This window comes from Streptomyces sp. NRRL B-1347 (assembly GCF_000720325.1).
GTDB lineage: Bacteria > Actinomycetota > Actinomycetes > Streptomycetales > Streptomycetaceae > Streptomyces.
Genome location: NZ_JOJM01000003.1, coordinates 375,625 through 388,018 on the forward strand (window position 1 = coordinate 375,625; position 12,394 = coordinate 388,018).

The 12,394-nt window shown below is 71.9% G+C and carries 13 protein-coding genes and 1 pseudogene; 7 read left to right on the plus strand and 7 right to left on the minus strand.

What is annotated here, in order from left to right:
* Positions 1-21 precede the first annotated feature (21 nt).
* The gene (locus IG74_RS0104170; protein WP_030669728.1) at positions 22-1,098 is read right to left on the minus strand and encodes an alkene reductase; all 1,077 of its coding nucleotides are present in this window, start codon (positions 1,096-1,098) and stop codon (positions 22-24) included.
* 363 nt (positions 1,099-1,461) lie between these two features.
* Between IG74_RS0104170 and IG74_RS49075 the strand changes: the two genes are divergently transcribed.
* The gene (locus IG74_RS49075) at positions 1,462-1,851 is read left to right on the plus strand and encodes an ArsR/SmtB family transcription factor (protein WP_078868560.1); all 390 of its coding nucleotides are present in this window, start codon (positions 1,462-1,464) and stop codon (positions 1,849-1,851) included.
* A gap of 152 nt (positions 1,852-2,003) precedes the next feature.
* Here the strand turns inward: IG74_RS49075 and IG74_RS54620 are convergent.
* A pseudogene (locus tag IG74_RS54620) lies at positions 2,004-2,579 on the minus strand (alpha/beta fold hydrolase); the annotation flags it as partial.
* A gap of 217 nt (positions 2,580-2,796) precedes the next feature.
* Positions 2,797-3,210: an arsenate reductase ArsC gene (locus IG74_RS0104180; protein ID WP_030669735.1), complete on the minus strand. Its 414-nt coding sequence runs from the start codon at positions 3,208-3,210 to the stop codon at positions 2,797-2,799.
* 90 nt (positions 3,211-3,300) lie between these two features.
* Between IG74_RS0104180 and IG74_RS0104185 the strand changes: the two genes are divergently transcribed.
* The 4 genes from IG74_RS0104185 to IG74_RS0104200 all read left to right on the plus strand — a co-directional run bounded on the left by IG74_RS0104185 (position 3,301) and on the right by IG74_RS0104200 (position 6,337).
* Positions 3,301-3,609 (plus strand): ArsR/SmtB family transcription factor, encoded by a 309-nt coding sequence (locus IG74_RS0104185; RefSeq protein WP_030669738.1) that lies wholly within the window; start codon positions 3,301-3,303, stop codon positions 3,607-3,609.
* Positions 3,606-4,697 carry an ACR3 family arsenite efflux transporter gene (gene arsB, locus IG74_RS0104190; protein ID WP_030669742.1) on the plus strand — a complete coding sequence of 364 codons (1,092 nt, stop codon included), beginning with the start codon at positions 3,606-3,608 and terminating at the stop codon, positions 4,695-4,697. The genes IG74_RS0104185 and arsB overlap by 4 nt, the downstream gene beginning before the upstream one ends.
* Complete coding sequence (locus IG74_RS0104195; protein ID WP_030669745.1) at positions 4,694-5,755, plus strand: ArsO family NAD(P)H-dependent flavin-containing monooxygenase; 1,062 nt, start codon at positions 4,694-4,696, stop codon at positions 5,753-5,755. Before arsB ends, IG74_RS0104195 begins: the two co-directional genes overlap by 4 nt.
* A 132-nt stretch (positions 5,756-5,887) precedes the next feature.
* A complete protein-coding gene (locus tag IG74_RS0104200) occupies positions 5,888-6,337 on the plus strand; it encodes a sulfite exporter TauE/SafE family protein (protein ID WP_234334201.1) in 450 nt (149 codons plus the stop codon).
* A 3-nt stretch (positions 6,338-6,340) separates the two neighbouring features.
* Here IG74_RS0104200 and pstS read toward each other — a convergent pair whose 3' ends face one another.
* Together pstS and IG74_RS0104210 are read right to left on the minus strand one after the other, a co-directional pair.
* The gene (gene pstS / locus IG74_RS0104205; RefSeq protein WP_030669751.1) at positions 6,341-7,483 is read right to left on the minus strand and encodes a phosphate ABC transporter substrate-binding protein PstS; all 1,143 of its coding nucleotides are present in this window, start codon (positions 7,481-7,483) and stop codon (positions 6,341-6,343) included.
* A 181-nt stretch (positions 7,484-7,664) separates the two neighbouring features.
* Positions 7,665-8,030: an ArsR/SmtB family transcription factor gene (locus IG74_RS0104210; protein ID WP_030669754.1), complete on the minus strand. Its 366-nt coding sequence runs from the start codon at positions 8,028-8,030 to the stop codon at positions 7,665-7,667.
* A 180-nt stretch (positions 8,031-8,210) separates the two neighbouring features.
* Here IG74_RS0104210 and IG74_RS0104215 point away from each other — a divergent pair, with 180 nt between their 5' ends.
* Together IG74_RS0104215 and IG74_RS0104220 are read left to right on the plus strand one after the other, a co-directional pair.
* A complete protein-coding gene (locus IG74_RS0104215; RefSeq protein ID WP_030669758.1) occupies positions 8,211-9,572 on the plus strand; it encodes an FAD-dependent oxidoreductase in 1,362 nt (453 codons plus the stop codon).
* 113 nt (positions 9,573-9,685) lie between these two features.
* Positions 9,686-10,582: a LysR family transcriptional regulator gene (locus IG74_RS0104220; RefSeq protein ID WP_030669761.1), complete on the plus strand. Its 897-nt coding sequence runs from the start codon at positions 9,686-9,688 to the stop codon at positions 10,580-10,582.
* Between the two features lie 43 nt (positions 10,583-10,625).
* Here IG74_RS0104220 and IG74_RS0104225 read toward each other — a convergent pair whose 3' ends face one another.
* Positions 10,626-11,591, minus strand: coding sequence for a pyridoxal-phosphate dependent enzyme (locus IG74_RS0104225; RefSeq protein WP_030669764.1), 966 nt, complete (start codon positions 11,589-11,591; stop codon positions 10,626-10,628).
* Positions 11,588-12,298 (minus strand): helix-turn-helix transcriptional regulator, encoded by a 711-nt coding sequence (locus IG74_RS0104230; protein WP_030669769.1) that lies wholly within the window; start codon positions 12,296-12,298, stop codon positions 11,588-11,590. Before IG74_RS0104230 ends, IG74_RS0104225 begins: the two co-directional genes overlap by 4 nt.
* Positions 12,299-12,394 lie beyond the last annotated feature (96 nt).

Consider the following 12,394-nt stretch of genomic DNA (forward strand, 5'->3'; position numbering starts at 1 on the left):
GCGGGGAGGACCGGGAACGGGTCAGGCGCCGAGCGTCGGGTAGTCGGTGTAGCCGCGGTGGTCGCCGCCGTAGAACGTCGTGGAGTCGGCCTCGTTGTACGGGCCGCCCTGCCGGATCCGCGCCGGCAGGTCCGGGTTCGCGAGCCACGCGGTGGCCAGCACGACGGCGTCGGCGACGCCCTCGGCCACGGCGGCCGCGCCGGTCTCGGGGGTCGAGGGGAACGACTCGGGCGTGGGGTGGGCGCACAGCAGCAGCGTGCCGCGCCACTCGCCGCGGATCGCCTTGGTGATGTCGCGCGTGACCATCTCCAGGACGTGCAGGTACGCCAGCGGCGTGGGGCGCAGGGCCCGCGCGAGCGCCGGGTAGAGGGCCGCGCTGTCGCTCTCGGCCATGCCGTTGAAGGTGATTCCCGGGGACAGGCGGACGCCGACCTTCTCGGGGCCGACGGCCGCGGCGACGGCCTCGATCACCTCGACGACGAAGCGGATCCGGTTCTCCACCGGGCCGCCGTACTCGTCGGTGCGCCGGTTGGTGTTGTCCGAGAGGAACTGGTGCAGCAGGAAGCCGTTGGCGGCGTGCACCTCGACGCCGTCGAACCCGGCGTCGATCGCGTTGCGGGCGGCCTCAACGAACTCGCCCAGGGTGCGCTCCATGTCGGCGCGCGTCATCTCGCGCGGCACCGGGTGGTCCACCATGCCCGCCCCCGTGAACAGCTTCTCGCCGGAGGCGATCGCGGACGGGCCAATGGGCGCCTCACCGGTCTCGTACAGGCTCGGGTGCCCGATCCGGCCGCAGTGCACCAGCTGCGCGAACATCCGGCCGCCCGCGGCGTGCACCGCGTCGGTCACCCTGCGCCACGCGGCGACCTGCTCGCCGGTGTGCAGGCCCGGCGTGCTGATGTAGCCCTTGCCGAGCGCGCTGACCTGGGTCGCCTCGCTGATGATCAGCCCCGCCGAGGCGCGCTGGCCGTAGTACTCGGCGGCGAGCGCGGGGATCTCCCCGGCCTCGTTGGCGCGCGAGCGCGTCATCGGGCCCATCACGAGGCGGTTGGGCAGGTCGAGCTTGCCGAGGGTCAAGCCGGTGAAGAGCTTGTCCATGAGGTCTCCTGGGGCTGCGAAGCGGTCGGCGGGGTGATCGCCCCGACGTGACAACCTTCCTTCCGGAGCCCGGAGTGGATCAATGGCGAAGCACTGAACCCAACGTTCACCGCGGGTACACGACGAAGCGCCGCCCGAGCGGCGCGAAGCCTCGCGAAGTCATCGTCGCCATGCCTCTCCGCTGTCCGGATTCCGCCCTCGCCCCGACGCACCCCCATGTCACATACATCTGCCAGTGCGTCCCGAACCGCCCGCCCGGTCTCGACGCCGAGGCCGGCAACCTAAGTGAACGCTGGGCGAACAAGCCGACTGGCGTGCCCTCGAACACATGGTTGGTACGCGCCTCACACCTATGGTGAATAGATGGCTATCTCCGAATTGGGCACCCCCTCCGGGGCGGACGAGGCGCAGGGCGAGACCTGCACTCCCGGCCTCGCGTGCCTGCTCATCGAGCGCGACGAGGCCGAGCGCCTGGCCGCGATGCTCAAGGCCATCGCCGACCCCACACGGCTGCAGATCTTCCGCATCATCGAGCGCGCACCGTCCGGTGAGGCCTGCGTCTGCGATCTGGCCGACTGCTTGGGCTTCCGGCAGCCGACCGTGAGTCACCATCTGAAGATCATGACCGAGGCCGGGCTGCTCAACCGCGAACGCCGTGGGACCTGGGCCTGGTACTCCCTCGACCACGACGGCGTGAACCGGGTGCGCGCGATCCTCGATCCGTCCGCCGTGGCGGTGTCCGCCACCGCTTGACCCTGCCGCTGACCGTGCCGGCCGAGCGGCCGCGCAAGGGCCCTCACCTCTTGTGGTCGTTTCTTGTGGTCGTTGAGGAAGTCCCCTATCAACGCCGCGATTTCGGTCGGCCGCTCCTCCATCAGCAGGTGGCCGGTGTGGTGCGGGACTTCAAGACGCGCGCAGCCGAGGATGTCACTGCGCAGGCGCTCGCCCCACACGGTCGGGCAACAGGTGTCGGCCCGGCCGCGATGGTCAGCGAGATGTGCGGCGTAGCTGCCGACGAACTCCTCGGCGAGGAGGCTCGGGTCGTGGACGAGGTTGTCGCGGGTGAGCGCCCGGCGCAAGGGGCGGCGGTGCGACCAGCACCACAGCATCAGCCGTCCGAGCAGGGCGCGTTGGGCAGCGCGAGCCGATGACAGCTGAGCGCCCGAAGGCCAGTTGTCGTACGCCTGCGTGTCGGCCAGCGCCAGCGCGGAGAGCCGCTCGGGGCGGTCGGCGGCGATCAGCTGGGCGACCGCGCCCCCGTGGTCATGGCCGACCAGTGCCACCTGCTCCAGGGCGAGTTGGTCCAGCAGGCCGAGCACCGCAGCCTGCTGGGCGGGCAGGCCCCGCTCCGCGCCGGCCGGCGCCTCGGTGTCACCCAGGCCCAGCAGGTCCGGCGCCACGCACCGGAAGCGGGAGCTCAGCGTCGGAACGATCCGGCGCCACACGAACGACGAGAACGGGCAGCCGTGCAGCAGTACCACGGGCGGCCCCGCGCCCTCGTCGACGTACGCGATGCGCGCCTCACCGACGTCCGCGTACCGCTTGGCCCATGGCCGCTCGTGCGTTCGTCACGGCCTGCCGACCTCCCCCTTGGTCAGGCGTGGCTCCGGACCCGGGAGGCACGCGGGGTGGCGCGCCGGTGCGCGACAGCCGCGGCCTTCGCCCTGCGGACGGCCCCGGCGGCGTCCGCGGCCCCGCTCACGCCTCGGGCTCCGGGGCGATCTCCTCGATGAGCCCCTCCACGAGCACCTTGATCTCGTCACGGATCGCGCGCACCGCCGCGACGCCCTGGCCCGCCGGGTCCTCCAGCGTCCAGTCCAGGTAGCGCTTGCCGGGGAAGACGGGGCAGGTGTCGCCGCAGCCCATGGTGATGCAGACGTCCGACTCCTTGACCGCGTCCACGGTCAGGATCTTCGGGGTCTCGGCCGAGATGTCGATGCCGACCTCGCGCATGGCCTCGACGGCGGCCGGATTGACCTGGTCGGCGGGGGCGGATCCGGCGGAGCGGACCTCGATGCGGTCCCCCGCCAGGTGGTTCAGCCACGCGGCGGCCATCTGGGAGCGGCCCGCGTTGTGGACACAGACGAACAGCACAGAGGGCTTCTCGGACATCAAGGTCTCTCTTGTCTCATGGTGGCATCAGGCGCCAGTGACATCAGCACCTGATGGTGTCAGTCACCGCTGATGTGAGAGTATCAGTCCATGATGACATCAGTCGACGCTGACTTGATCCGGGTGCTGGCCGATCCGCTCAGGCTCAAGATCGTGAATCTGCTGGCCCACGAGACGCTGTGCACCACGCACCTGGTGGAGGAGACCGGCGCTCGCCAGACGAACCTGTCCAACCACCTGAGAGTGCTGCGCGAGGCCGGGGTCGTGGAGACGGAGCCGTGCGGCCGCTTCACGTACTACAGGCTGCGGCCGGAGGTCGTCGCCACGCTCGCCGGGCAGTTCGCCGACCTGGCCGAGACCGCCCGCAACGCCGCCGACAACAAGAGGGCCTGCCCGTGACCCGCACCGAGACGCCCGCGGCAGCCGAGGAGTCGTCGGTCGTCCGGAAGCTGTCGACGCTCGACCGGTTCCTCGCCGTGTGGATCCTGCTCGCCATGGCCGTCGGGCTGGGCCTCGGCAGACTCGTCCCCGGCATGGACGACGCCCTGGCCGAGGTCGAGATCGGCGGAATCTCCCTGCCGATCGCGCTCGGCCTGCTGATCATGATGTACCCGGTCCTGGCCAAGGTCCGCTACGACAAGCTCGACGCCGTCACGGGCGACCGCAAGCTGATGGTCTCCTCGCTGGTCATCAACTGGGTGCTCGGTCCGGCCGTGATGTTCGCCCTCGCCTGGATCTTCCTGGCGGACCTGCCCGAGTACCGCACCGGCCTGATCGTCGTCGGCCTGGCCCGCTGCATCGCCATGGTCATCATCTGGAACGACCTGGCCTGCGGCGACCGCGAGGCCGCCGCCGTCCTGGTCGCGCTGAACTCGGTCTTCCAGGTCCTGGCGTTCGGCCTGCTCGGCTGGTTCTACCTCGACCTGCTGCCCGGCTGGCTGGGCCTCGGCGACGGCGAGCACCTGGACATCTCCCTGTGGAAGATCGCCCTGAACGTCGTCATCTTCCTGGGCGCGCCGCTCCTCGCCGGCTTCCTGACCCGCCGGATCGGCGAGCGGAAGCTGGGCCGCGAGAGGTACGAGGCCGACTTCCTTCCGCGGATCGGCCCGTGGGCCCTGTACGGCCTGCTGTTCACGATCGTGATCCTCTTCGCCCTGCAAGGGAAGACGATCACCTCGCAGCCCCTGGACGTGGCCCGCATCGCGCTGCCGCTCCTGGTGTACTTCGCGGTGATGTGGTTCGGCACCTTCGCCCTGGGCAAGGCCATCGGTCTCGCGTACGACCGGACGGCCACCCTCGCCTTCACCGCCGCGGGCAACAACTTCGAGCTGGCCATCGCCGTCGCCATCGGCACCTTCGGCGTGACCTCCGGGCAGGCCCTCTCCGGCGTCGTCGGCCCGCTGATCGAGGTGCCGGTCCTGGTGGCGCTGGTGTACGTGTCCCTGGCCTGGCGGAGGAAGTTCGCCGCCGACCGGCTCGGTTCATGACGCGGCACGTCGACGTGGTGGTGATCGGCGGCGGCCAGTCCGGGCTCGCCGCCGGTTACCACCTGCGCCGCCTCGGCCTCGACTTCGTCGTCCTCGACGCCCAGGCCGCACCGGGCGGCGCCTGGCAGCGGGCCTGGGACTCGCTGCACCTCTTCTCCCCCGCCGTGTACTCGTCCCTGCCCGGACGCCCGATGCCCGTCCAGACGGGCGAGAGGTACCCGGACGCGGCCCATGTGGTCGACTACCTCACCGCGTACGAACGACGCTACGAGCTCCCCGTACTGCGGCCCGTCCGAGTCTCCGGAGTCCACCGCGAGGACGGGCACCTCCGCGTCGAGACCGACTCCGGCACCTGGCACGCCCGGGCCGTCATCAGCGCCACCGGCACCTGGTGGCGCCCCTTTCAGCCCGCCGTACCGGGCCGATGCGCCTTCCGCGGGCAGCAGTCGCACACCGTCGACTACCGCGGTCCGCGCGACTTCGCCGGACAGCGCGTCGTCGTGGTCGGCGGCGGCAACTCCGGCGCCCAGATCGCCGCCGACCTGGCGTACGACACCGAGCTGACCTGGGTCACCCGGCGCCCACCGCGCTTCCTCGCCGACGACGTCGACGGCCGTGCCCTGTTCGACGCCGCCACCGCGCGGCGCCGCGCCCTCGACGAGGGCCGCACCGACACCGGCGGTGTCGCCTCGCTCGGCGACATCGTCGCCGTGCCGCCCGTGCGGGAGGCGCGCGACGCCGGACTGCTCAAGGCCTCGCCGATGTTCGTACGTCTCGACCGTGACGGCGTCGTGTGGGCCGACGGCACTCGGGCGGAGGCGGACGCGGTCATCTGGTGCACCGGATTCCGCCCGGCGCTCGGGCACTTGGCCCCTTTGGAGCTACGCGGCCCGCGCGGCCACATCGCCACCGCGGGCACGCGGTCCGTTGCCGAGCCCCGTCTGCATCTGCTCGGCTACGGGGACTGGACGGGCCCCGCTTCCGCCACGCTCATCGGCGTGGGCCGCCCGGCCCGGGACGTGGCCCGGGCCATCGCCGGACTGGAGCCCGCCCCGTGAGGCCGCTGAAGCCCTCGGTCCGGGCGCGATCCTCGGAGGTCCGGACGAACCGTGGTCCGCGGCCCGGTGCCTTTCCCCGAAGGCAGGAGCGTGCCGTAGCGGGCAGGGGCGGCGACCACGAGGATGCCCGTCATGACCGCCGACCAGAGCCTTGTTCCGTTGCGTTCCACGCGCTCCCTGCCCGTGGTGTTCGGAGCGGGGGCGGCCGTCGGCGTGCTCGGCGGGATGATCGGGCTGGGTGGCGCGGAGTTCCGGCTGCCCCTGCTGATCGGCCTGTTCGGGTTCACCGCGCTCTCCGCGGTCATCCTCAACAAGGCGATGAGCCTGGTCGTGGTCCTGACCGCGCTGCCCACCCGGCTGGTGGCGGTGTCCGCGTCCGAGGTGGCCGGGCGCTGGCCCGTCGCGGTCAACTTGCTCGCCGGGAGCCTGCTGGGCGCCTGGGCCGGAGCATCGTGGGCGGTGCGGATGCGCGGTTACCCCCTCTACAAGGTGCTGGCCGCGCTGATGGTGCTCATGGCCGCGGCTCTGCTGGTGACGCACACCTCCGCGCTCGGCGGTCATGGGCGTGGCGGTCATGACTGACCTTCACTGAAGCGCCCTGACGACCTTGCGCACCTCGTGGGCGACGGACTCCGGCAGCGGCGCGTAGTGGATCCGGGACAGGGGCCGCTGCCCGTCGGCACTCGTGGTGTACGCCAGGAACGACTTCAAGGCAGCCAGGGTTTCGGGCGCGTTGCCCTTGTCGCAGACGATCTCGTACGACACGAGAACGATCGGGTACGTACCGCTGACCGAGGTCCGGTAGTCGAACTTCAGGGTCATGTCCTTGCCCCTGCCGACGACTTCGGCGGCGGCGATGCCCGCGGACGCGGTCTTCGTGGTCGCGGGCACGGGCTCGGCGGCCCCGGTGTCCACACGCACGGTCGGCATCCGCAGTTTGCTCGCGAAGGACAGCTCGAAGTAACCGATCGAACCGACAGCGGAGTTCACCGTCGCGGCCACGTGGCCCGAGCCGCTGGCGGAGCTTCCCCCGCGCCCGTGCCACGTCTTCTCCGCGGGGTGCGGCCAGACGTCCGGGGCCGCGCCCGCGAGATACGCCTGGAAGTTCTGGGTCGTGCCCGAGTCGTCGGATCGGTGCACCGCGCGGATGGGCATCGACGGCAGCACGGCATCGGGGTTGAGCCTGCGTATGGCCGGGTGGTCCCAGGTGGTTATCTTCGAGTCGAAGATCCGGGCCAGCGTGGGGGCGTCCAGGACCAGGTCCTCGACGCCGGGCACGTTGTAGCCGAGGGCGATGGGCCCGCCCAGCATGGGCAGGTTGATGGCACGACCGCCCGTACACACGCCCTGCGCGGGCTTGGCGTTCTCCGGCTTGACCGGGGTGTCGGAGCCGCCGAACGCGGTGGCGCCGCGCATGAACTGCGCGACTCCGGCGCCGGAGCCCAGCGGGTTGTACGCGATCTGCACGGGCGGGCAGGCACGTTGGTACTGCTTGATCCAGTACTTCATCGCGTTCTGCTGGGCCGTCGAACCCGAGGCCGGCACCTTCCCCTGCTCGGCGCAGTCGGCCCGCGCCACGGCCGGTGGGCCGCCGGGCTCGCCGGAGTCAGGGCCGGGGCCATCCGCCTTCCACCGCCACGTCAAGGCCCCGCCGGTCGCCGCGACCACGGCCACGGCCACGCCGACCGGCAGAAGAAGAGTTCGCTTCCTGCGGCGCCGATGCTGCACCCCTGGCCCCTTTCGAAGGCTTGCGGGTGGCGGGTCGGGCCGACGTCATGCTCTGACCGTCGGCCCGCGCCGCCACTACCAGGAGATAGATGGTTGCCTATGCGGTGCGGGCGTTGGCGACGGGCAAGCGAACGCCTGTTGACACCTTCCCGTCGAGCAGCGGGCGGCAGGCGGTGCGGGCTCAGCGGACGGTGAGAAGCTTCCCCATCGCCGCGAGGACCGACGGCTCCACCCGGTAGTACACCCAGGTCCCCCGCCGCTCGGAGGTGAGCAGGCCTGCCTCCTTGAGCTTCTTCAGGTGGTGCGAGACGGTCGGCTGGGAGACTCCGACGTCGGAGATGTCGCACACGCAGGCCTCGCCGCCCTCGTGCGAGGCCACCGCCGAGAAGAGCCGCAGCCGGACCGGGTCCCCGAGCGCCTTGAACATCGGCGCCGCGCGGTCGGCCTCCTCCGCGGTGAACGGGCGCTCCGTCAGGGGCGGGCAGCACGGCGCCACACCCTCGGCGGCGTCGGGTTCCAGCAGCGGCAGCACCTTGGTGTTCGACATGTATCTATGTTGACATACGTCGAACCAATGCGGCCAGGGCCACCCGCATCCCGGCCCACCCTGCGGAGGGAGCCCGCCCCACCTCTCAGATTCGATAAACGTCTATGTTGACGTTCATCGAAACAGGTGCCATGCTGGCCGCACAAGACATCGACAGAAGTCGAAACAAAGGGGAACCTCGTGAGCGCGTCCACCAACGATCAGCTGCCCGTCGTGGTCATCGGTGCCGGACCGGTCGGTCTTGCCGCCGCCGCCCACCTCGCCGAGCGCGGCCTCGAACCGCTGGTCCTGGAGGCCGGACCGGCGGCGGGCAGCGCCGTACGGGAGTGGTCGCACGTGCGCCTGTTCTCCCCGTGGAGCGAGGTCGTCGACCCGGTGGCGGAGAAGCTCCTGGCCCCGACCGGCTGGGTCCGCCCTGACGGTGCGACGTATCCGACCGGTGGCGACTGGGCCGAGCACTACCTCCGGCCACTGGCCGACGTCCTCGGCGATCGGGTCCGCTACGGAGCGACCGTGACCGGCGTGGCGCGCGCGGGACGTGACCGGATCGTCGACTCCGGCCGCGACGAGCAGCCCTTCACCGTCCACCTCCGCACCGCGGAAGGCGGCGAGGAGCGGATCAGCGCCCGGGCCGTCATCGACGCCTCCGGCACCTGGGCCACGCCCTCTCCCCTGGGCGCGAACGGCCTGCCCGCCCTCGGCGAGAAGGCCGCCGCCGATAACGTCTCCTACCGGGTTCCCGACCTCACGGACCCGACCGTACGGGCGCGGTACGCGGGCAAGCGCACCGCGGTCGTCGGCTCCGGAGCCTCCGCCTTCACGGCCCTGGCCCACCTCGCCGACCTGGCGAAGGAGGAGCCGGGCACGCACGCCGTGTGGATCCTGCGCCGCGGCATCGGCGCCGACACCTTCGGCGGCGGCGAGGCCGACCAGCTGCCCGCGCGCGGCGCGCTCGGCCTGCGGGCCAAGGCCGCCGTGGCGGACGGGCACGCCTCCGCGGTCACCGGCTTCCGCACCGAAGCGGTCGAGCGCGCCGAAGACGGCCGGCTGACGCTCGTCACCGAGGACGGAGACCGCTCGGACCCGGTCGACGAGGTCATCGTCCTCACCGGCTTCCGCCCGGACCTCACCTTCCTCTCCGAGCTCCGCCTCGGCCTGGACGAGCGCCTCCAGGCACCGACCGCGCTGGCCCCGCTGATCGATCCCAACGTGCACTCCTGCGGCACCGTCTACCCCCACGGCGTGCGGGAGCTCTCGCACCCGGAGCGGGACGTCCACCTGGTCGGCATGAAGTCCTACGGCCGCGCTCCCACCTTCCTGGCCCTGACCGGTTACGAGCAGGTCCGCTCGATCGCCGCCGCCCTCGCCGGTGACCAGGAGGCCGCCGAGCGCGTCGAGCTCACCCTCCCCGAGACCGGCGTCTGCGGCGGCGCCGGCCTCTTCGACGAACCCGAGCAGACGGAACAGCAGTCCGGGGGCTGCTGCGCCGCCCCCACCACCCTCCCGATCGGCGCCCCGGCCGACGCGGGCGGAGGCTGCTGACCCTCGCGTCCAAGCCTTTGACCTGCGTAAAGTTGGGTCACGTGGGCCTGGTTCGGCCTGCGGGGGAGGTGCGCCGTCCGTCCGGGCGGCGCACGGAGGGGGAGGTACGGGGGATGGAACGGTACGAGATGGAGATCTTCTTGGCGCTGTCCGAGGAGTTGCATTTCGGCCGCACGGCGGAGCGGCTGCGGCTCTCGCCCGCGATGGTCAGCCAGACCGTGAAGAAGCTGGAGCGCCGCTTCGGCGTCCCGCTGTTCGAACGCACCAGCCGCAAGGTCGCGTTGACCGGTCCCGGCGAGCAGTTGCGGACCGACATCGCCCCGCACTTCCAGGGGATCCAGGAGGCCGTCGACCGGCTCAAGACCTCCGCCCGCGGCCTCCAGGGCGTGGTCACGGTGGGGTTCATGGGCGTCCTCGCCGGGAACATCTGCCAGGCGGCGGCGAACGTCTTCCGGGAGCGCCACCCCGGCTGCGCGGTCCGCGTGGTCGAGACCCAGATGCGCCACCACTGCGCCCAACTGCGCAGCGGCGAGGCGGACATCGTCATCATTCCCTTGCCGGTGGACGAGCCGGACCTCACCGTGGGTCCGGTCGTCGTCCGGCACCCGCTGCACCTCGCGGTGTCGTCGGCGAACCCCCTCGCCCGGCAGTCCTCGGTGTGCGTGGAGGACCTCGCAGCGGAGACCTGGGCGTCGCTCGCCGCGTCCGTACCGGAGTACTGGATCGACCACTTCTACGCCCGTCAGACGCCCAGCGGCCGCCCCATCGCCCGCAGTTCCGAGCGGTGCGACACCTTCACCGAGGTCCTCGCCGTGGTCGCGGCCGGGCGCGCGGTCTCGGTGGGCGGCGCCGACATGACGACCTACCGCCTGCGCCCCGACATCACCTACCTGCCGTTCACCGACATGCCGCCGATGGAGCGCGCCCTGGTGTGGCGCACCAGCCAGGAGGACGGCCGGGTCCGCGCGTTCGTGAAGGCCGTCACCGACACGGCGGACCCGGCGGTGTGAGCGGACGCGCCACCGCCGGAACCGCCGCCCGGACCCCTGCCGCCTAGCCGCAGAGCTCCGCGAAGCGGCCCGTGTTGATGTTGCCGCCGGAGATGAGTACGCCGACGCGCGGCGGGACCTGCGGGAGGCGGCCGGCCAGGAGAGCCGCGAGGGCGGTCGCCCCGCTGGGCTCGATGACGATCTTCAGACGTTCGAAGGCGAACCGCATCGCGGCGCGGATCTCGTCGTCGGAGACGAGCACGACCTCGTCCACGAGGCGCTGGTTGATGGGGAACGTCAGCTCGCCGGGCGTCTCGATGGCCTGGCCGTCGGCGATGGTGCGCGGGACCGGGACGGAGACGCGGTGGCCGGCCTCCAGGGAGCGCTTGGTGTCGTCGCCCGCCTCCGGCTCCACGCCGATCACGCGGATCGCCGCGTTCAGGCCCTTGGCGGCCGTGGCGCTGCCCGCGATGAGGCCGCCGCCGCCCACCGGGCTGACCAGGCCGTCCAAGGTGCCGACCTCTTCGATGAGTTCGAGCGCCGCGGTGCCCTGGCCCGCGATGACGTCCGGGTGGTCGTACGGCGGGATCAGGGTGAGGTCGCGCTCGGCGGCCAGCTGCCTGCCAATGGCGGTGCGGTCGCCGGAGTAGCGGTCGTACGTGACGATCTCGGCGCCGTACCCCTCGGCGGCCTCGCGCTTGGAGAGCGGGGTGTCCTCCGGCATGAGGATCACCGCGCTGCTGCCCCGCTCGCGGGCCGCGAGCGCGATGGCCTGGGCGTGGTTGCCGGAGGAGAACGAGGCGATGCCCTTGGCCAGTTGCCCGGGCGTGAGCCGGGCCACTGCGTTGTAGGCGCCGCGGAACTTGAAGGCGCCGATCCGCTGGAAGTTCTCGCACTTGAGGAAGACCTCGGCGCCCACGCGGGCGTCCAGGGTGCGCGAGCGCAGGACGGGCGTGCGGTGGGCGACGCCCTTGATCCGGGCGGCGGCGGCGCGCACGTCGTCGAGGGTGACCAGGGGGGTGCTCGTCATGCGGGTGCTCCTGGTGAGGTGTCGGGCCCGGGCGGCGGTGCGTCCTGGGCGCGGGACTTGGCGAGGTAGCTGTAGGCGGAGGCGCGGGAGATGCCGAGGCGGGCGGCGACCTGCGGGACCGAGCCCCGCACGGCGAAGACGCCGTGCTCGTCGAGGCCGCGGAAGAGCGCGACGCGCGCGTCGCGGTCGAGCTCGCTCCACGGGCGGCTCTGCCGGAGCTGGTGGCTGTCGACGATCGAGCCGACGACGGACTCCACGTCGTCGCCGAAGGTCGTGGTCGGCACCTCCGGCCGCACGGCCACGCCCGCGAGTTCGCCGATGAGCGCGCTCGCCTGCTGGACCGCGGTGATGTCGAGGTTGACGCACAGCGCGCCGAACACCGCGCCACCGCTGTCGCGCAGCAGCATCGTGGACGACTTGACCAGCTTTCCGTCCTGCGTGCGGGTGAGGTAGTTCAGCTCGTCGGCCGCCTCGTCGCCGCGCGCCAGCATGCCCATGCCGATCTCGCTCATCGAGCCGCCGACGCTGCGGCCCGTGACGGCCCCCGCGATCGCCACGACGGACCTCTCCGGCCGCCGGTAGTCGTGGACGACCGCTTCGCACAGCGAGCCGAAGGTGGCTACCAGGCCGTCGGTCACCGGGGCGAGGGCGGCGATGATCGCGTCGCGCTCGGCGTTCCGTACGTCGTCGGCGCTCTCGGCGCTCATGTGGTGTCCCCTCCCGTGCCGCACCGGCTGCCGTGACGACCGCCGCAACAGCTCTGGACTAAACGTACACGCCTTGGACGGAAAGTCCAGAGCCGC